Genomic DNA, 18,561 nt, shown 5'->3' with positions numbered 1-18,561 from the left:
GGAGCTCCCATGTCCGTCTCAGTTCGTATCCCCACCATCCTGCGCAGCTACACCGGCGATGAGTCGCAGGTCACCGCCGAGGGCGACACTCTGGCGCAGGTCCTGGACTCCCTGGAGTCCTCCCACCCGGGCATCAAGGCACGCGTGGTGGACGAGTCCGGTGCGCTGCGCCGCTTCGTCAACGTCTACGTCGCCGAGGAGGACGTCCGCTTCGCCCAGGGCCTGGACACCGCGACGCCCGACAACACCCAGATCTCCATCATCCCTGCTGTGGCGGGAGGGTGAGCTCGGTTCACTGGTGAGGGGTGCAGCCCTGCTGTCGCTGGGGGTTGAAGGTTCTCGCAGGTTGATGAAGGGCGGAGCCCTGCTGTGGCGGGAGGGTGAGCTCGGTTCACTGGTGAGGGGCGCAGCCCCGCGGTGTCCGGGGTTGATCCCCCTGATGCGTGGGCCGCGTCCGGATCGTGGATCGGGTGCGATGAACTGCCGGTGAACCGCACGAGCCGGGCGTATAGGCTCTCAGGTGTCGCCCGGGCAGGGGCGACCGGACACGGCAGGTGGGAGCGCGACATGGTGCAGGGCACCGTCAAGTGGTTCAACGCGGACAAGGGCTACGGCTTCATCGAGGTCGAGGGCCAGGACGACGTCTTCGTCCACTGGTCCAAGATCAAGTCCGACGGGTACAAGACGCTCGACGACGGCCAGTCGGTCGAGTTCGACGTGGTGGACGGCCCCAAGGGTCGAGAGGCCCACGAGGTCATCACTCGCTGAGACCTCCTGCCGCGACCCGGTCTCCGGTGGTCGAGGCCCCCGCGACGTCGCCCGGCGGTGACGAGTCGGTGAACGGACGTGTCGCACGACACGGTGTGACCCACACCATCTGACACTTGCCATGTCAGATGGCCAGCCTTCATACTCACGGTATGTTGATTGCCGCCGAGCCCGCCGCAGGCGGCGCTGCCCTCGACCAGGTCGTCGGCCTGAGTGTCGGCGCCACCGTCGTCACCATCGCTCTCCTGGTGCTCGCGTGGGCGCATCGCACCCATCGCATCGAATGGATCCAGCGGGCCGGTGAGCGCCTCACCGAGCGCACCGGTGAGCCCGGGTGGGCCGCCATCCCGACGCTCTTCGTCGCCAGCTCCCTGATCATCGCCCTGCTCGGCTTCCTGTGGGACGTCAGCCTGCACGCCGGCAAGGGCCGCGACGACGGGCCGCTGGCCAACCCGGCGCACTATCTCATCCTCTACGGGCTCTTCGCGCTGTTCGTCGCCGGTATGACGGCGGTCGTCTACCCCCGCGACGGGGAGCGGCCCGGCATCGCGTCCGTGCGCATCACCCGTCGCTGGTACGCACCCGTGTCCGGCATCTTCATCGCCGCCTGCGGCTTCTACGCGCTGATCGGCTTCCCGCTGGATGACATCTGGCACCGGCTTTTCGGCCAGGACGTCACCCTGTGGGGCCCGACGCACCTGATGCTCATCGGCGGTGCCGGCCTGTCCACCGCCGGCATCATCCTCCTGCACCGCGAGGCGGAGTTCTCCGCCGACTGGCGCAAGAACAGCGGCAACACCTCCTACCGCACGTTGCACCGCCTCACCCTGTCGATGGCCTTCGGCGGGCTGCTCATCGGCCTGTCGGTGTTCCAGGCCGAGTTCGACTTCGGCATCGCGCAGTTCCGGATGGTCTTCGCCCCCATGATGATCGCGGCCGCCGCCGCGCTGGCCCTCGTCGCCGCCCGGCTGTACGTGGGCCCCGGTGCGGCGCTGTTCGCGGCGTTCTTCTTCGTGATCGTCCGCGGGGTCGTCTCCTTCGTCGTCGGTGACGTCTTCGGCCAGGCCGGGCACGTCTTCCCGCTGTACCTGGGCTGCGCGCTCGTGGTCGAGCTGATCGCCCTGAGCAAGCTCAAGGACCGTCCTCTGCTCTTCGGTGCCGTGGCCGGCCTCGGCATCGGCACGGTCGGCATGGTCACCGAGAAGCTCTGGAACGATGCGGTCTTCGCCTTCCCGTGGACGAGCGACATGTGGCTCGAGGGCCTGGCCATGGCTGTGCCGGTGGCGGTCGGCGGCGGACTGTGCGGCGCCCTGTTCGCCATGGGACTGAACGGTCGGCTGCCAGAGAACCGCGCCATCGGGCGCAGCATCGTGGTCGGTTCCATCCTCGTGACCTCCCTCGGCGTCGCCAACGGTCTGTGGGCGACCGTCCCCGAGGACGCCTCGGCGACCATCACGACCGAGCAGGTCGGCACGGACGACGAGCCCGCCATCATGTTGCAGATGACGGTCTCCGAGGGCCTCGTCGACGACACCCCGACCTGGGTCCAGGCCACTGCGTGGCAGGGCGGCGGTGAAGGCATCGTCACCCAGGAGCTGCGCCGCACCGGCCCCGACACGTGGGAGAGCGTCTCACCCATCCCCGTCGGTGGGACGTGGAAGACGCTCGTGCGCGTCCAGGACGGCCGGATGCTCACTGCAGTGCCGGTCTTCCTGCCCGAGGACCCGCCGATCGGTGCCGAGGAGCTGCCCGTCGAGGCCAGTGCCACGCGGGACTTCGTGCCCGAGATCGAGATCCTGCAGCGCGAGCGCAGCTTCGACCAGCCGATGTGGCTGTGGAGCGTCGCCAACGCCGTCGTGCTCCTGTGCAGCCTGGCCATCCTGGCCGGCATCTCGGTGGCCGTGGCGCGGGTCTCCCGGCGGATCGCCGAACAGACCGACGAGGACGCCGAGACACGGCCTACCGTGTCCACATGAGCCCACTCGGGGAGCAGCTGGCCGGTGCCGAGCTGGCCGGTGAGCAGCTGCTTGCCCACCACCCCGTGCTCTTCGCGGTGCCCGCCTTCGTGCCGGCGATCGTGGTGGTCGGCGTGGTGCTGTACATAGCGCGCAAGGACCGACAGGAAGAGGCCGAGGAACGCGAGCTCATGGAGCGCGCCCTCGAGGAGGAGGAAGAAGACCAGTGAAGCGCACACGAGAGCGCACGATCGGCGCCCGCGCGATGCGGGCCGGGGCGATGATCGCCGCGACCGGACTGATCCTCGCCGGATGTGGTGGGGGTGACGAGGCGGCCGACGAGGCCCCCCAGGACGACGCCGGACAGACCGCGCAGGACGCGCAGGACGGCGACGCCGAGGGAGTCCAGGTCGACGTCGAGATCGCCGACGGCGAGGTCTCGCCTCAGGGGGAACGGGTCGAGGTGACCGTCGGAGAGCCCATCACCATCTCGGTGACCTCGGACCACGAGGACGAGATCCACGTCCACGCCGACCCGGAGGTCTCGATCTTCGCCGAGCCCGGTGAGACGGTCGAGGAGACGTTCACCATCGACACGCCCGGCCAGGCCGCCGTCGAGTCACACCACCTCGGCGTCACGATCGTCCAGCTCGTCGTCCGGCCCTGAGCGCTGTGCTCGATCTGGCCGCCCAGGGCCCGGCGTCCCTGCCGGCGCTCGATCTGGCCGCCCACGGCCCGGCGTCCCTGCCGGTGCTGGACCTGGCCGCCCACGGCCCGGCGTCGCTGTTTCTGCCCGCGCACGGCGTCGGCGGCGCCACCGATCTGCCGGTCCCGTTCTTCTACGCCGTCGTGGGGGCGACGTGGGCGCTGACGATCTCCTTCGCCGTCCTCGCGCTGGCGTGGAAGACCCCCAAGCTCCAGGGGCCGGAGCCCGACGTGCAGGAGCCGCCCCGGCGGCCGTGGCTCGCCATCGTCGGACTGGTGCTCGGTGCATGGTTCATCGGGTCGCTCTTCCTCGGCCCGGACGACACCAGCAACGGTGGCATCGGGGCGCTGTACGTCCTGGTGTGGGTCGGCCTCGTGCCGCTGGCGCTCGTGGCCGGCCACGTCTGGAAGGACCTGTCGCCCTGGCGCAGCCTGCAGTGGCTCATCGGACGGGTGAGCGGACGCCCGAACGGATTCGTCGTCCTTCCCGAACGCTGGGGGTACTGGCCCGCCGTCGCCGGGATCTTCGCCTTCGTCTGGCTGGAGCTCGTCTCACCCAGCGCAGGCGACGTCATGACGGTGCGCACGTGGGTCGCCGGATACCTGGTGTGGGTCGTCGTCGGCGCCGTCGTCGCCGGGCCGCGATGGCTGGACCGTGCCGACCCCTTCGACGCCTACAGCGCCCTCGTCGCGCACCTGTCGCCGTTCGTGCGCAACCGACGACCGGAGCTGCACAACTCGCTGCGCAGCCTCGTGCACGTCCCCGTCGCACCCGGGCTGGTGACGCTGGTGGCGGTGCTGCTGGGCTCCACGGCCTTCGACAGCTTCGCGGCCTCGCAGACGTGGCAGAGCCGGACGCCGTCGGTGGTCGTCGACACGCTCGTGCTGCTGACGTTCTGTGCCGTGGCAGCGCTGGCCTTCCAAGCGGCGGCGCGGGCCACCGGCGGGGTCAGCCGGCAGGAGCGTGCGGCGTTGCCCGGACTCATGGCGCACTCGCTCGTGCCGATCGTCGTCGGGTACATCTTCGCCCACTACCTGAGCTATCTGCTCGAGCGCGGTCAGGGCGTCGTCATCGCGCTGCTGCAGCCGTTCGGGATCGCCGAGGACGCCTCGATCACCTACTTCCTGTCCGAGCGGCCCGATCTGCTCTCCACGCTGAAGGTGGGCTTCGTCGTGCTCGGGCACGTCCTCGCGGTCGTCTCGGCCCATGACAAGGCGCTGGCGGTACTCCCGCGCTCGCACCGTCTCACCGGTCAGCTGGCCATGCTGCTGCTCATGGTCGGCTACACGTTCACCGGCATCTACCTGCTCCTCAGCGTCTGACCGCTGAGTGGGACGTTTCGGCCCCGCATGGGCCGAAACGTCGGCCGAAACGTCCCACTCAGCGATGACCTGGGCGACTGGAGTGAGGGGGTGGCGTTGCGGCGGGTTGATTAGCACTCCTATAGTGAGAGTGCTAGACATCGGGTCGGCCCGATGAGGGCGTGTGCCGAGGCGGGAAGGGTCCGCCGACAGCAGCGTCCGTCCGTCGCGGGCATCAGCCGACCACCTCCACGTCGAACCGAAAGAGTTCCACATGGCCAAGTCCATTGCGTTCAACGAAGAGGCCCGTCGCGGCCTCGAGAGCGGCATGAATCAGCTTGCCGACGCCGTCAAGGTGACGCTCGGCCCCAAGGGTCGCAACGTCGTCCTCGAGAAGAAGTGGGGAGCCCCGACGATCACCAACGATGGCGTGTCCATCGCCAAGGAGATCGAGCTCGAGGAGCCCTACGAGAAGATCGGTGCCGAGCTCGTCAAGGAGGTCGCCAAGAAGACCGACGACGTCGCGGGCGACGGCACCACCACCGCCACCGTGCTCGCCCAGGCGCTCGTGCGCGAGGGCCTGCGCAACGTCGCCGCCGGCGCCAACCCGATGGGCCTGAAGAAGGGCATCGAGACCGCCGTCGAGGCCATCAGCGGCCAGCTGCTCGGCCTCGCCAAGGATGTCGAGACCAAGGAGCAGATCGCCTCCACCGCATCCATCTCCGCAGCCGATGAGTCCGTCGGCGAGATCATCGCCGAGGCCATGGACAAGGTCGGCAAGGAAGGTGTCATCACGGTCGAGGAGTCCAACACCTTCGGGCTGGACCTCGAGCTCACCGAGGGCATGCGCTTCGACAAGGGTCACCTGTCGGGCTACTTCGTGTCCGACGCCGAGCGCCAGGAGGCGGTCCTCGAGGACCCGTACCTGCTCATCGTCAACAGCAAGATCTCCAACATCAAGGACCTCGTCCCGGTGCTGGAGAAGGTCATGCAGTCCGGCAAGCCGCTGGCGATCATCGCCGAGGACGTCGAGGGCGAGGCCCTGGCCACGCTCGTGGTCAACAAGCTCAAGGGCACCTTCAAGTCCGTGGCCATCAAGGCTCCCGGCTTCGGTGACCGCCGCAAGGCCATGCTGGCCGACATCGCCATCCTCACCGGTGGCGAGGTCATCAGCGAGGAGGTGGGCCTCTCCCTGGAGAACGCCGACCTGCCACTGCTCGGCACGGCCCGCAAGATCGTCACCACCAAGGACGAGACCACCATCGTCGAGGGCGGCGGCTCGCAGGACCAGATCAACGGTCGGGTCAGCCAGATCCGCGCCGAGATCGAGAACAGCGACTCCGACTACGACCGCGAGAAGCTCCAGGAGCGTCTGGCCAAGCTCGCCGGCGGCGTCGCCGTCATCAAGGTCGGCGCGGCCACCGAGGTCGAGCTCAAGGAGCGCAAGCACCGCATCGAGGACGCCGTGCGCAACGCCAAGGCGGCCGTCGAGGAGGGCATCGTCGCCGGTGGCGGCGTGGCGCTCGTGCAGGCCACCGCTGCAGCGTTCGAGAAGCTGCAGCTCGACGGTGATGAGTCCACCGGAGCGAACATCGTCCGCTCCGCTGCGTCGGCACCGCTGAAGCAGATCGCGATCAACGCCGGCCTCGAGGGCGGCGTCGTGGCGGAGAAGGTCGCCGGCCTCGAGCCGGGTCACGGCCTGAACGCCGCCACGGGCGAGTACGTCGACCTCATCGCCGAGGGCATCATCGACCCGGCCAAGGTGACGCGCTCCGCGCTGCAGAACGCTGCCTCCATCGCGGCACTGTTCCTCACGACGGAGGCCGTCGTCGCCGACAAGCCGGAGCCCGCTCCGGCCGGTGGTGGCGCCCCCGACATGGGTGACATGGGCGGCATGGGCGGTATGGGCTTCTGAGCCTTTCGCTCCAGCAGAGGGCCCCGCGCGCAGCTGCGCGCGGGGCCCTCTCACGTCGGGGCCCTCTCACGTCGGGGCCCTCTCGCGTCGGGCCCTGTCAGGCCGGACCACGCGCCCTGAACTGTCGGAGTGCCGTGGGACCGTGGATCCATGGCGCGTGCACCGGTACCCGACATCTGGCTGGAGCGCGTGCGTTCGGTCATGGCGGGTCTGCCCGAGACCCGCGAGGAGCGAGCCTGGACGGGCTTGCGCTGGACGGTGCGCGGGTCCAACGTCGCTCACCTGTTCGGCGGCGAGGACCAGCTCATCCGCATCAGCTTCCGCGCCGAGATGGCCGAGGTGCCCGCGTTCGAGCACCTGGGTCCTCGATACTTCCGCGTGGGCGGCAGCGGCAACGTCGTCGGGATGGTGCTCGACGACGACACGGACGCCGCGGAGCTCGCCGAGCTGCTCACCGACTCCTACTGCCTGCAGGCTCCGCAGCATCTGTCCGAGCTGGTGGACCGCCCGGCCTGACCTCGTGCCGTCCGTGCGCCAGTGTCACAGGTGGGTGCGGACGTCCAGCAGCTCGGGGAAGAAGGTGAGGTCCAGTGCGCGCTGCAGGAACGCGACGCCGCTCGATCCGCCGGTGCCTCGCTTGAAGCCGATGATCCGTTCCACCGTCTTGAGGTGACGGAACCGCCACAGCTGGAATCCTTCCTCGACGTCGACGAGCTCCTCGCTCGCCTCGTAGTCGTCCCAGTGCTCGTCGGGGTCGGCGTAGATCCGCCGGAACACCTCCACGACGCCGGGGTGCGACGTGTACGGCTCGCGGACGTCGCGATCGAGGACCTCGGACGGAACATCGTGACCGCGGCGAGCGAGGTGGCGCAGGAACGTGTCGTACAGGCCGGGTGCCTCCAGGTCCGCCTGCAGCTGGTCGCGCAGTACAGGATCGTGGGCGAAGACCTTGACCATGCCGGGCGTCTTGTTGCCGAGCAGGAACTCCACCGTGCGGTACTGCGCCGACTGGAACCCCGAGGCCTTGCCGAGCGCATCACGGAACTGCACGTACTCCACCGGCGTCAGGGTCTCCAGCACGGACCACTGCTCGAACATCTGCCGTTGGATGGCCTTGATGCGCGCGAGTCGCTTGAGGGCCGGCGGCAGGTCGTCTGCTGCGACGAGCGCGATGGCCGAGCGCAGCTCGTGGATCAGCTGCTTGAGCCATAGCTCGGTGACCTGGTGCTGGACGATGAACAGCATCTCGTCGTGGTGGTCGGAGACGGGACGCTGGGCGCCCAGGAGAGCGTCGAGCTGCAGGTAGGAGCCGTACGTCTGCTCACCGGCCAGATCGGTGGCGACGCCCTCCTCGATGGGTCGGTGCGACGTCATCGGGCCACCGTATCCGTGGGCGCGGCCACGTGACGTGCACCGAGCGGGTCCTCGTGGTCAGCCGTCCCAGTCGCCCAGCTGCTCCAACGGCTTGATCTCTCCGATCCGCAGGTTGTTGCCGAACGGGTCGCGAATGCCCATGTCGCGGCCGTAGGACATGTCCGTGGGGGACTGGGTGATCTCGACACCCTTGGCCACCAGGTCGCTGTGCAGTGCGTCGACGTCGTCGGTGCTGAACCCGATCCAGCCACCGCCGGCTCCCTTGCTGACCAGGGCGCGAACCTCCTCTGCGGTCACCGGGTCCTGGGCTGGCGGACCGGGACGCTCGAGCAGGATCTCGCGGTCGTCACCGGGCACCTTGACGGTGAGCCAGCGCATGAAGCCGAGGTCGGCGTCGACGGCGACCTCCAGACCGAGGGTGCCGACGTAGAAGTCGAGCGCCTGGTCCTGGTCGAGGACGAAGATGGATGAGAGTCGTGTGTGCGTGATGGTCATGACCGACAGGCTAAGGCGAGCCGGCGGAGTCCCGCTTCTCCGAAACCGACGAGCCGCGCCCGGGGTGGGTGGCGCTCGACGGACGCTGCCACGCCATGAGGAAGCACCCGGCCGTGGCCGGCAGCGGGCCGCGCCGGCGGTGGTCCGACGGGCTCTCTCCCACCACCGCCGAGAAGGTGCGGCTGAACGTGCCGAGGCTGGAGAATCCCACCCGGAGGCAGATCTCGGTGATGTCGAGCTCGGTGGCCCGCAGGAGCTGCATGGCTCGCTCGATCCGACGTCGCTGGAGGTAGCGGTGCGGCGTCTCCCCGAAGACACCACGGAACTCGCGGACCAGATGGTCGGGGGAGAGGTGGATGAGAGTGGCGAGCGCGGCGAGGTCGAGCGGTTCGGCGTACTGGGCATCAATGGTGTCCCGCACGCGCAGCATCGCCCGGTTCCGTCGTTCCTGGGCCGAGGTCATCGTCGCGGCTCGACGAGGAAGGCCCGGGCGCCGGTGTCCACGCGTGCCAGCATGACGGTGGCGGGCCGCGAGCCCGTCAGCCGCAGCCGCCTGACCAGCTGCTCCGGCACGACGTCCACGCCGCGCTTCTTGACCGTCAGGGTCCCGACGTCGCGTGCCGCGAGTGCCGCCCTGAGCCGTTTCTCGCGGAACGGCAGCTCCTCGAGGACCTGGTAGGAACGCGCCAGCGGGTCACGGACGGCGACGTCCGTGCAGATGTAGGCCAGGTGCGGGTCGAGCAGTCGTCCGCCCATGCGGTGTGCGAGCTGGCCGACCAGGCCCGAGCGGATGACTGCGTCGTCGGGCTCGTGCAGCCAGTGCCCGGCCGCGCCGACCTCCCCGGCGGTTCCGTCGCCGGTCAGCTCGTGCGGGCCCGGCAGGGCGCTCGCGCGTCGCGAGGCCGTGGCGAGGTCGCCGCCCCACAGGCAGGCCTCGACGAGGTCGCCGCCGTCGCTGACCCACTGGGCCTCCACGCCGTCGGGCACGAGGGCGTGTCGCAGACCCGGCAAGGTCTTGACCACGGCGTCGCCGCGCAGGTGATCGGTCACGACGGACCACGGTGGGCTCATGGCATCGACGTCGAAGACTCGCCCCGTGCCCTCGCGCCGGGCCGGGTCGAGGAACGGGACCTCGTCGGCCTCACGGGTGACCTCGCCGAGGTCGGACTGCAGGACCTGACCGTCCATGCCCAGGGCCGCGAGGTTGGCCCGCGCGATGGCGGCGCGCAGGGGATCGCGCTCCACCCCGCGCACCCGCAGCCCGGCCCGGGCGAAGGCGATGAGGTCGCCGCCGACGCCGCAGCCGAGGTCGAGGACGGCAACCGCTCCGCTGGCCGCCAGCCGCTCGGCGCGCAGCGCCGCGACGGGTGCGCGGGTAGCCTGCTCCAGCGCGTCGTGCGTGAAGTACAGACGAGCCGCGTCGGGGCCCAGCTTGGCAGCCGCCCTGCCACGCAGGTGGTTCTGGGTGAGCGCCGCGGCGACCAGCTCGGCGGGGTGCTCGGTCCGTAGGCGGGTGCCGAGTGCGAGGTCGGACTCGACGCCAGCCCGCTCGTGCACCTCGGTGAGCAGGGCCTGGCCCTCGGGGGAGAGAAGTCGCTCGAACGTCGCCGGGTCCACGGCGCCATCGTCGCATCGGCAGCACGGGAGTCGGCGGCGCAGGCGCCGATGACGGGCCGGGTCGGTGTCAGGATGGCGCCATGCGCAGCCGGATCGGCCCGTGGGGTCTGTACGAGCAGGACGCCGAGGTGGAGACGTTCGCCGAGCTCGAGCGGTTCCACGGGGCCGTGGCGACGGCCCTCGACGGGGGGCGCCTGTCCGGACACGTCGCGTCGGTGCTCACGGTCGGCTGGAGGCTCGTCGGCTGGCAGCGCTGGCGGCCGCGCTGGGGCCGCCCCTTCCAGCAGGTGGCGCTCGTCTACGCTCCGGAGCCACCGCACAAGAAGGGCCGGATGGTCCACCAGGTCCAGGATGCCGGCTGGGACGGTACGTCGATGCGGGTCGCCGGACGTCACCTCGACCTGGGCTGGTTGGACGGCGAGGAGGCCGACGACGTGCGCAGGCGCTTCGGGTGGAGCGGCTGAACGATCCACTATCTGGCACTCTCTTGGGTCGAGTGCCAACGGGGTGCTAGATTCTGAGTTGGCACTCGCACACCGCGACTGCCAACCGTGCACGGCTCCCGCGACGACGTGCACACGTACATCGTTCACCGCCTGAAAGGGGAGTCGACTGTGTCGACCATCAAGCCGCTCGAGGACCGCGTCGTCGTCAAGACCGTCGAGGCTGAGCAGACCACCGCGTCCGGTCTCGTCATCCCGGACACCGCCAAGGAGAAGCCGCAGGAGGGTGAGGTCGTGGCCGTGGGCCCCGGCCGCGTCGACGACAACGGCAACCGCGTCGCCGTGGACGTCTCGGTCGGAGACCGCGTCCTCTACAGCAAGTACGGAGGCACCGAGGTCAAGCACGGGGGCGATGAGTTCCTCATCCTCTCCTCGCGCGACCTTCTCGCCGTCGTCTCCTGATCCGACGCCCCGGGCCGGCCGCGCACGTGGCGGCCCGGGGTGCTCGTGTCCCCCTGACCACCTCTGATCCCAGAAGGAACCCAGATGCCCAAGATCCTGGAGTTCGACGAGGATGCGCGCCGCGCCCTCGAGCGCGGCGTCGACAAGCTCGCCGACACCGTCAAGGTCACGCTCGGCCCCAAGGGCCGCTACGTCGTCCTCGACAAGAAGTGGGGCGCCCCCACCATCACCAACGACGGTGTGACCGTCGCCCGTGACGTCGAGCTGGACGACCCGTTCGAGAACCTCGGCGCCCAGCTCGCCAAGGAGGTCGCCACCAAGACGAACGACGTCGCCGGTGACGGCACCACCACCGCCACCGTGCTCGCCCAGGCCTTCGTCCACGAGGGCCTGCGTGCTGTGGCCGCCGGCGCCAACCCGGTCGGCCTCAAGCGCGGCATCGACGCCGCTGTCGAGGCCGTCTCGTCCCGCCTGCTGCAGGACGCCCGTCCCGTCGACGACACCAGCGACACCGCCAACGTCGCCACCGTGTCCTCGCGTGACTCCTTCATCGGCGGCCTGATCGCCGAGGCCTTCGACAAGGTCGGCAAGGACGGCGTCATCACCGTCGATGAGTCCAACACGCTCGGCACCGAGCTGGAGTTCACCGAGGGGATGCAGTTCGACAAGGGCTACATCTCCCCGTACTTCGTCACCGACGCCGAGCGTCAGGAGACGGTGCTGGACGACCCGTACATCCTCATCCACCAGGGCAAGATCTCCTCCATCGCCGAGGTGCTGCCGCTGCTGGAGAAGGTCGTGCAGGCCGGCAAGCCGCTGTTCATCATCGCCGAGGACGTCGAGGGCGAGGCGCTGAGCACGCTCGTGGTCAACAAGATCCGCGGCACGTTCAACGTCGCAGCCGTCAAGGCGCCCGCGTTCGGTGACCGCCGCAAGGCGATCCTGCAGGACATCGCTACCCTGACCGGTGGCACCGTCATCTCCTCCGACGTCGGTCTGAAGCTGGACCAGGTCGGCCTGGAGGTGCTGGGCACCGCGCGTCGCGTGCTCATCACCAAGGACGACACGACGATCATCGACGGCGGTGGCGATGCTGCCGAGGTCGAGGCTCGGGTCAAGCAGGTCAAGGCCGAGATCGAGAGCACCGAGTCCGACTGGGACCGCGAGAAGCTCCAGGAGCGTCTGGCGAAGCTGGCCGGCGGCGTCATCGTCATCAAGGTCGGTGCTGCGACCGAGGTCGAGCTCAAGGAGAAGAAGCACCGCATCGAGGACGCCGTCTCGGCGACCCGTGCGGCCATCGAGGAGGGCATCGTCGCCGGCGGCGGATCCGCGCTCGTCCACGCTGTCTCCGTGCTGGACGACGACCTGGGCCTCAGTGGCGACGAGGCCGTCGGTGCCCGGATCGTCCGCAAGGGCGCCGACGCCCCGCTGGAGTGGATCGCCCGCAACGGCGGTGTCTCCGGCGAGGTCGTGGTCTCCAAGGTCCGCGAGTTCGGCCAGGGCTACAACGCGGCCACCGAGGAGTACGGCGACCTGATCGGCCAGGGGATTCTCGACCCCGTCAAGGTCACGCGTTCGGCGCTCGCCAACGCCGCCTCCATCGCCTCGCTGCTGCTGACGACGGAGACTCTCGTCGTCGACAGGCCCGAGGACGAGGAGGACGGTCACGGCGGTCACGCTCACTGAGCGAACCTGCCCCACGACGGCGCTCGACCCTCACGGGTCGGGCGCCGTCGTCGTTCTCATCGCGAGCACTGATCGGCCGTGGTGAGCAACACATCTCCGGGGCGCTTCGGAGCTCGACATACCGTGAGTACGCATGTGACACTCAGAATGTCACATTCAAGAGTCGCGGTTCGTCAACGACGACGGAGGAGCCCCACATGACACTCATCGATGCCGAGACCACCAGTGCTTCCCGGTTCCGCGACGCCGTCGACAACGACGGTGTCCTCGAGCGTCTGCTGTCCTCCTCCGAGCAGCTGTCCTACGACCCGAACGTGGAGGTCGACTGGGACGCCCCGATCGACCCGTTGCACGACGGCGTCAACCCTGAGTGGTGCACGCTCTACGGCACCGACCTGTGGGACCAGATGACGCCTGAGCAGCGCGCCACCCTCACGCGGCACGAGGCGGCCAGCGTGGCCAGCATCGGCATCTGGTTCGAGATGATCCTGCAGCAGCTGTTGCTGGAAGACATCTACGCCAAGGACTACGCCTCGCCGGAGTTCCAGTTCGCGCTCACCGAGATCGCCGACGAGTGCCGCCACTCCATCATGTTCGCGCGGGGCGCGGAGCTCCTGGCCGGCCGGAGCTACCTGCCGCACCCACGACTGCACCGCGCCGCCAAGCTCCTGAAGTTCATCGCCCGAGGAGAGGTGGCCTTCACCTCCATCCTCGTGGCCGAGGAGGTTCTCGACGTCATGCAGCGGGACTGGATGCGTGGCGAGACCGTGGCGCCCCAGGTCAAGACGATCTGCAAGATCCACGTGGTGGAGGAGTCACGCCACATGAAGTTCGCGCGGCACGAGACGATCAAGGCCATGGAGGGCGTCGGCCGCGTGCGTCGGGAGGCGAGCGCAGCGCTCATCGCCACCATCGGCTACTACATCGTCAAGAGCCTGGTGCGCCCCGGCGTGTACGAGGCCGCCGGCCTGGACGTCAAGCACGCCCGCGAGGTGGCCCGCAACAACACTCATCACCAGGCACTCATGCGCCTGAGCTGCGTGCACCTCATGGACTTCCTGTCCGAGGCCGGCCTGCTGACGCCGTTCGCCAAGCGTCTGTACCGCCGCGTCCACATGCTCTGAGACGAGGCCGCAACCAATGGCATTCGCGATCACGCAGAGCTGCTGCTCGGACGCCTCGTGCGTCGAGGTGTGCCCGGTCGACTGCATCCACCCGACGCCTGACGAACCCGACTTCGGGACCACCGACATCCTCTACGTCGACCCGAGCGTCTGCATCGACTGCGGGGCGTGCGCCGATGCCTGCCCGGCCTCGGCCGTCAAGCCGGTCGAGCTCCTGCGGGGCGGCGAGGAGGTCTTCGCCGAGCTGAACGCCGCCTACTACGAGCAACGCCCCGAGCGGGAGGTCGCCAAGGAACAGACCCATGCCCGGGTCCGTCCTGGAGTGCCGTCGGGCCTGCGGGTGGCCGTGGTCGGCACCGGCCCGGCCGCGACGTACGCCGCGCGAGAGCTGCTCGCCGCCAGCGACGCCCACGTCTCCTTCATCGATCGTCTGCCGGTGGCCGGTGGCCTGCTGCGCGCCGGCGTCGCACCCGACCACGGTGACACCAAACGAGTGTCGGACACCTTTGCCTGGACGTACGAGCGTCCGAGGGTGCAGATGTACATGAACGTCGAGGTGGGTCGTCATCTCACCCATGCCGAGCTGATGGAGCACCACGACGCCGTGGTCTACGGCGTCGGCGCGCCAGAGGACCGCTCCCTCGGTATCGAGGGCGAGCACCTGCCCGGCGTGCACGGAGCCACCGAGACTGTGGCCTGGTACAACGGCGATCCCGGCACCCCTGCCGGCGCCGTGCAGGTGCAGGGCTCGCGTGCCTTCGTGGTGGGCAACGGCAACGTCGCGCTCGACATCGCGCGGATCCTCCTGGGTGACGTCGAGCGGCTGGCCGGGACCGAGATCGCCGACCACGCCCTCGCGGCACTGCGCCAGGCCGACGTTCGCGAGGTCGTCCTGCTCGGCCGGCGTGGTCCCGAGCACGCTGCCTTCACCAGGCCGGAGCTGCTGACCCTGCCTGACGGGATCGAGCTGCTCGTCGAGGACGACGAGGCTGCCTCCACGCTCGATGAGTCGCAGGCCGGCCGCCTGCCGACCTCCCACGCTGCTCTGTTGGCCGGCCTGCCCCGGGTCCGCAGTGACTGGACGGCGGAACCGGCCCCGGGCAAGCGGTTGGTGATGGCCTTCGGTCGCCAGGTGCTGCGAGCCGATGGTGGTGACCGACTCCGCTCGGTCACCATCAGTGGGCCAGAGGGGGAGCTTGTCGCCCCGGCGGAGCTGCTCATCTGCTCCACCGGGCGTCGAGGCCGGGCGGTCCCGGGTCTGCCCTTCGACGATACCGCCGGCGTCGTCCCGAACGTCGCCGGCCGGGTCGGCGACCCCACCGGGGCGAGCGTGCCGGGCGCCTACGTCGTCGGCTGGGCCAAGCGCGGTGCCCGAGGAGGCATCGGCGCCAACCGGACCTGCGCCGGTGAGACGGTGACGTCGCTGCTCGCCGATGCTGCTGCCGGCGAGCTGCCGTCGCCAGCGCGGTCCGAGCGCGACTTCGGCCGCTTCGTCGCGTCCCGTCAGCCACGTCTGGTGCGCGGCAAGGGGATGCGTGCCATCGAGCGGGCCGAGCAGGAGGCGGGCCGTGCGAGTGGTCGCCCGCGGGTCAAGATCACCACGGTGGAGGAGCTGCTGGCGACGGCCGGCGCACGCCGCTGACGCCGCCTGGCAGGCGTGGCGATCCTCACGCCGGGCACCGCGCACCGTGAGGATCAATTAGGGTAGCCTTCCCTTTATGAACCTTCGCCGTACTGCTGTGGGCGCCGCGCTCGCGCTCGCTCTGCCCCTCGCCGCCTGTGGCGGTTCCGACGACGCCGAGTCGGGCGCCTGGACGTTCACCGACGACAAGGGGACGGAGATCTCGCTGGACGCCGTGCCCGAACGCCTCGTCGTGCAGACGTCCGTCGCCGCAGCGCTCACCGACCTCGGACTCGGCGACAGGATCGTCGGAGTCTTCGGACCGCTCGAAGGACCCGACGGCGGTATCGACCCACAGGCCGACGGACTCGACGCCGACTCCGTCGAGGACGTCACCGGCGGCGGCGACTACGGCGACGTCAATCTCGAGGCCCTCGCCGAGCTGGAGCCCGACCTCATCATCACCTCCATGTACTTGGAGCCGCAGCTCTGGTACGTCAACGAGGACGTGCAGTCCAAGCTCGAGGACTCCTACGACCTCGCCGTCATCAACTTCGAGGGCGAGACGCTGTCGGGCATCTTCGACAACACCGAGCGGCTCGCCGCGGCCCTGGGCGCCGACGAGTCGGACTTCGAGGAGGGACGAGCCGCCTTCGAGCAGGCCGGGGAGCGTTTGCAGGGCCTCGTGGACGACGCTGGGGATCCGACGTTCGAGGCGGTCTCTCCCGACACGGACATCATGTACGTCTCCAACCCGGACGCGAACCCGGACCTGAAGTACTACCGCGACGAGCTGGGCCTGGACCTCATCACGCCGGATGAGTCCGATCTCGACGAGGGCGGGTACTGGCACTCGGTCAGCTGGGAAAACGCCGACACCTACGACGCCGACGTCGCGATCTGGGACGCCCGTGGCGGGGAGGCGACCCTGGACGCCTTCAAGGACCAGCCGGTCTGGAACAAGGTGACCGCGGCCGAGGAGGACCACTACGTCCCGTGGCACTCCGTCGCGCCGCCCAGCGCCCAGGGCTACGCGAACGTCATCGAGAGGTTCGCAGACGACCTCGAGTCGCTCGGCCTCCGCTGACTCCCGGCTCGCCCGCCGACCCTGACCCTGCACGTGACCTGTGAGGAAGACTCCGTGACGATCCGCTCGCTCTGCGCTGCCGCCGTGCTCGCGCTCACCCTGCCGCTTGCCGCCTGCGGCAGCTCCGACGATGCCGGCTCCGGCACATGGTCCTTCACCGACGACGTCGGCACCGAGATCACCCGCGACGAGGCGCCGCAGCGCATCGTCGCCCACCAGGACGTCGCGGTGGCCCTGGCCGACATGGGTCTCGGTGACCTCGTGGTGGGCACGTTCGGAGCCCCGGACAACCCGGACCCCGACCTGGCGCTCGAGCCGCGCGACCTGGACGTCGACTCAGTGGAGGACGTCACCGGCGGTGGCGACTACGGCGACATCGACCTGGAGAAGCTTGCCGGCCTCGAGCCCGACCTCATCGTCACTACGACCTTCGGCGGCGGCACCCTCTGGTACATCAACGACGACGTGGCCGCCAAGCTCGACGGCACCTACGACATCGCCCAGATCAACCTGGAGGGCGAGGACGTCAACGGCGTCGTGGGCAACTCCGAGCGGCTGGCCGCCGCGCTGGGGGCCGAGGAGTCCGACTTCACCGAGGGCCGTGAGGCGCTCGCTGCCGTCGGTGACCGGCTCGAGTCGATCGCCGCCGACGCCGGTGACCCGCGCATCCTCGTCGTGGCACCCGGCGACGACATCCTCTACGTCGCGAACATCCCTGCCTACAGCGACCTGGCCTACCTGCGAGACGAGGTCGGGCTCGACCTCGTCACCCCGGACGAGAGCGACGTCGATGAGGGCGGGTACTGGCACAACGTGAGCTGGGAGAACGCCGACGTCTACGACGCTGATGTCGCCATGTGGGACTCCCGTGGCGGCGAGGCCAACCTCACCCTGCTCGGTGACCAGCCGGTGTGGGGCAAGGTCCGGGCCGCGCAGGACGAGGCCTACCTGCCGTGGCGGGTCGAGAGCGCACCGAGCGCCCTCGGCTACGCCTCGACGTTCGAGAAGTTCGCCGACGACTTCGAGGAGCTCTCGTGAGGACACCGCGGTCGCTCGTCGCCGCCACCATGACGGCGGCACTGGTTGCGGGGTGCGGATCGTCCGATGACGACGCGGGCGGCGCGTGGACCTACACCGATGACCGCGGCGAGGAGATCTCGCTCGAGGCCCGACCGGAGCGTCTCGTCGTGCAGTCGACCCTCGCCTCCGCCCTGTCCGACTACGGCATCGACGTCGTCGCCACGTTCGGACCGCTGCGCACCGAGGGCGGCGAGGTCGACCCGCAGGTGGAGGGGCTGGACGTCGACTCCGTCGAGGACGTCTCCGGCAGCAGCGAGATGGGTGGATTCGCCTTCGAGAAGCTCGCCGAGACCGAGCCCGACCTCATCGTCTCCAACATGTACGTCCCCCCGGAGCTGTGGTACGTCCCGGCTGATGAGGAGCAGAAGGCCGCGGAGCTGGCGCCGACCCTCGGGTTGGACTTCTCCGAGTCGACCCTTCCGGAGGTCCTGGAGCGGGTCGAGAAGCTGGCCGTGGCGCTGGGTGCCGACCTCGACTCCGAGCAGGTGCATGACGGCCAGCTGGCCTTCGACGAGGCATCGGACCGGCTGCGGTCCGTGGCCGAGGGTCTGGACGGTCAGCAGATCCTGTTCGCATCGGCCACGGACGAGCTGCTCTACCTCGCGGGTCCTGGTGCGTTCGCGGACGTCGACCACTACCGCTCCCTCGGGCTGCCCATCGTGCAGGCCGAGGCCAGCGCGGGCAGCCCGTGGGAGGAGCTCAGCTGGGAGAACGCCGACAAGTACCCGGCGGACATCGTGGTGTGGGACTCGCGGATTCCCGAGGCGCAGCGGGAGTCGGCTCAGGACCAGCCGGCGTTCCGGACCCTCGCCGCTGCTCGTGAGGACGCGTACGTCGACTGGGCTGCGGTGACTCCGCCCAGTCCCGCCGGGTATGCGCGAGTCATGGATCGACTGGCCGACGCCCTCGAGCCGTACGCGGACTGAG

The 18,561-nt window shown here is 69.5% G+C and carries 20 protein-coding genes; 16 read left to right on the top strand and 4 right to left on the bottom strand.

Annotation, left to right across the window (positions count from 1 at the left end; translation table 11 throughout):
- Positions 1-9 precede the first annotated feature (9 nt).
- From ACEVFP_RS16450 to ACEVFP_RS16415, 8 genes are all read left to right on the top strand, one after another.
- Positions 10-285, top strand: coding sequence for a MoaD/ThiS family protein (locus ACEVFP_RS16450; RefSeq protein WP_375000525.1), 276 nt, complete (start codon positions 10-12; stop codon positions 283-285).
- A 282-nt stretch (positions 286-567) separates the two neighbouring features.
- Entirely contained in the window at positions 568-768 is a 201-nt protein-coding gene (locus tag ACEVFP_RS16445; protein ID WP_375000524.1) for a cold-shock protein, read from the top strand.
- A gap of 152 nt (positions 769-920) precedes the next feature.
- Positions 921-2,744 (top strand): hypothetical protein, encoded by a 1,824-nt coding sequence (locus ACEVFP_RS16440; protein ID WP_375000523.1) that lies wholly within the window; start codon positions 921-923, stop codon positions 2,742-2,744.
- On the top strand, positions 2,741-2,953 hold the full coding sequence (locus tag ACEVFP_RS16435) for a hypothetical protein (protein WP_375000522.1): 213 nt from the start codon (positions 2,741-2,743) through the stop codon (positions 2,951-2,953). Before ACEVFP_RS16440 ends, ACEVFP_RS16435 begins: the two co-directional genes overlap by 4 nt.
- Positions 2,950-3,390 carry a hypothetical protein gene (locus ACEVFP_RS16430; protein ID WP_375000521.1) on the top strand — a complete coding sequence of 147 codons (441 nt, stop codon included), beginning with the start codon at positions 2,950-2,952 and terminating at the stop codon, positions 3,388-3,390. The genes ACEVFP_RS16435 and ACEVFP_RS16430 overlap by 4 nt, the downstream gene beginning before the upstream one ends.
- A gap of 5 nt (positions 3,391-3,395) precedes the next feature.
- The gene (locus ACEVFP_RS16425; protein ID WP_375000520.1) at positions 3,396-4,751 is read left to right on the top strand and encodes a hypothetical protein; all 1,356 of its coding nucleotides are present in this window, start codon (positions 3,396-3,398) and stop codon (positions 4,749-4,751) included.
- Between the two features lie 253 nt (positions 4,752-5,004).
- Positions 5,005-6,645 carry a chaperonin GroEL gene (groL, locus tag ACEVFP_RS16420; RefSeq protein WP_375000519.1) on the top strand — a complete coding sequence of 547 codons (1,641 nt, stop codon included), beginning with the start codon at positions 5,005-5,007 and terminating at the stop codon, positions 6,643-6,645.
- A 150-nt stretch (positions 6,646-6,795) separates the two neighbouring features.
- Positions 6,796-7,161 carry an MmcQ/YjbR family DNA-binding protein gene (locus ACEVFP_RS16415; protein ID WP_375000518.1) on the top strand — a complete coding sequence of 122 codons (366 nt, stop codon included), beginning with the start codon at positions 6,796-6,798 and terminating at the stop codon, positions 7,159-7,161.
- A 24-nt stretch (positions 7,162-7,185) separates the two neighbouring features.
- Here the strand turns inward: ACEVFP_RS16415 and ACEVFP_RS16410 are convergent, their stop codons facing one another.
- The 4 genes from ACEVFP_RS16410 to ACEVFP_RS16395 are packed head-to-tail and all read right to left on the bottom strand — an operon-like array spanning position 7,186 to position 10,131.
- Positions 7,186-8,019: a tryptophan 2,3-dioxygenase gene (locus ACEVFP_RS16410; RefSeq protein WP_375000517.1), complete on the bottom strand. Its 834-nt coding sequence runs from the start codon at positions 8,017-8,019 to the stop codon at positions 7,186-7,188.
- A 57-nt stretch (positions 8,020-8,076) separates the two neighbouring features.
- Positions 8,077-8,514 carry a VOC family protein gene (locus ACEVFP_RS16405; protein ID WP_375000516.1) on the bottom strand — a complete coding sequence of 146 codons (438 nt, stop codon included), beginning with the start codon at positions 8,512-8,514 and terminating at the stop codon, positions 8,077-8,079.
- A gap of 10 nt (positions 8,515-8,524) precedes the next feature.
- On the bottom strand, positions 8,525-8,977 hold the full coding sequence (locus ACEVFP_RS16400; RefSeq protein ID WP_375000515.1) for a helix-turn-helix domain-containing protein: 453 nt from the start codon (positions 8,975-8,977) through the stop codon (positions 8,525-8,527).
- Positions 8,974-10,131 carry an SAM-dependent methyltransferase gene (locus ACEVFP_RS16395; protein ID WP_375000514.1) on the bottom strand — a complete coding sequence of 386 codons (1,158 nt, stop codon included), beginning with the start codon at positions 10,129-10,131 and terminating at the stop codon, positions 8,974-8,976. The genes ACEVFP_RS16400 and ACEVFP_RS16395 overlap by 4 nt, the downstream gene beginning before the upstream one ends.
- 80 nt (positions 10,132-10,211) lie before the next feature.
- On the opposite strand from ACEVFP_RS16395, the gene ACEVFP_RS16390 reads away from it, so the two are divergent.
- The 8 genes from ACEVFP_RS16390 to ACEVFP_RS16355 all read left to right on the top strand — a co-directional run bounded on the left by ACEVFP_RS16390 (position 10,212) and on the right by ACEVFP_RS16355 (position 18,560).
- Positions 10,212-10,595 carry a hypothetical protein gene (locus ACEVFP_RS16390; RefSeq protein WP_375000513.1) on the top strand — a complete coding sequence of 128 codons (384 nt, stop codon included), beginning with the start codon at positions 10,212-10,214 and terminating at the stop codon, positions 10,593-10,595.
- Positions 10,596-10,745: 150 nt separating this feature from the next.
- Positions 10,746-11,036 carry a co-chaperone GroES gene (groES, locus tag ACEVFP_RS16385; RefSeq protein WP_375000512.1) on the top strand — a complete coding sequence of 97 codons (291 nt, stop codon included), beginning with the start codon at positions 10,746-10,748 and terminating at the stop codon, positions 11,034-11,036.
- A gap of 84 nt (positions 11,037-11,120) precedes the next feature.
- Positions 11,121-12,722: a chaperonin GroEL gene (gene groL / locus ACEVFP_RS16380; RefSeq protein WP_375000511.1), complete on the top strand. Its 1,602-nt coding sequence runs from the start codon at positions 11,121-11,123 to the stop codon at positions 12,720-12,722.
- A 197-nt stretch (positions 12,723-12,919) separates the two neighbouring features.
- Positions 12,920-13,846 carry a diiron oxygenase gene (locus ACEVFP_RS16375; RefSeq protein ID WP_375000510.1) on the top strand — a complete coding sequence of 309 codons (927 nt, stop codon included), beginning with the start codon at positions 12,920-12,922 and terminating at the stop codon, positions 13,844-13,846.
- A 16-nt stretch (positions 13,847-13,862) separates the two neighbouring features.
- Positions 13,863-15,488 carry a 4Fe-4S binding protein gene (locus tag ACEVFP_RS16370; RefSeq protein ID WP_375000509.1) on the top strand — a complete coding sequence of 542 codons (1,626 nt, stop codon included), beginning with the start codon at positions 13,863-13,865 and terminating at the stop codon, positions 15,486-15,488.
- Between the two features lie 76 nt (positions 15,489-15,564).
- Positions 15,565-16,554: an ABC transporter substrate-binding protein gene (locus ACEVFP_RS16365; RefSeq protein WP_375000508.1), complete on the top strand. Its 990-nt coding sequence runs from the start codon at positions 15,565-15,567 to the stop codon at positions 16,552-16,554.
- A gap of 54 nt (positions 16,555-16,608) precedes the next feature.
- Entirely contained in the window at positions 16,609-17,592 is a 984-nt protein-coding gene (locus tag ACEVFP_RS16360) for an ABC transporter substrate-binding protein (RefSeq protein WP_375000507.1), read from the top strand.
- Complete coding sequence (locus ACEVFP_RS16355) at positions 17,589-18,560, top strand: ABC transporter substrate-binding protein (protein WP_375000506.1); 972 nt, start codon at positions 17,589-17,591, stop codon at positions 18,558-18,560. The genes ACEVFP_RS16360 and ACEVFP_RS16355 overlap by 4 nt, the downstream gene beginning before the upstream one ends.
- The last annotated feature ends 1 nt before the right edge of the window (position 18,561 follow it).

The sequence above is a fragment of the Aeromicrobium sp. CTD01-1L150 genome (assembly GCF_041951745.1).
In the GTDB taxonomy this organism is placed as follows: Bacteria; Actinomycetota; Actinomycetes; order Propionibacteriales; family Nocardioidaceae; genus Aeromicrobium.
This window is presented reverse-complemented; position numbering and strand designations above follow the sequence as displayed.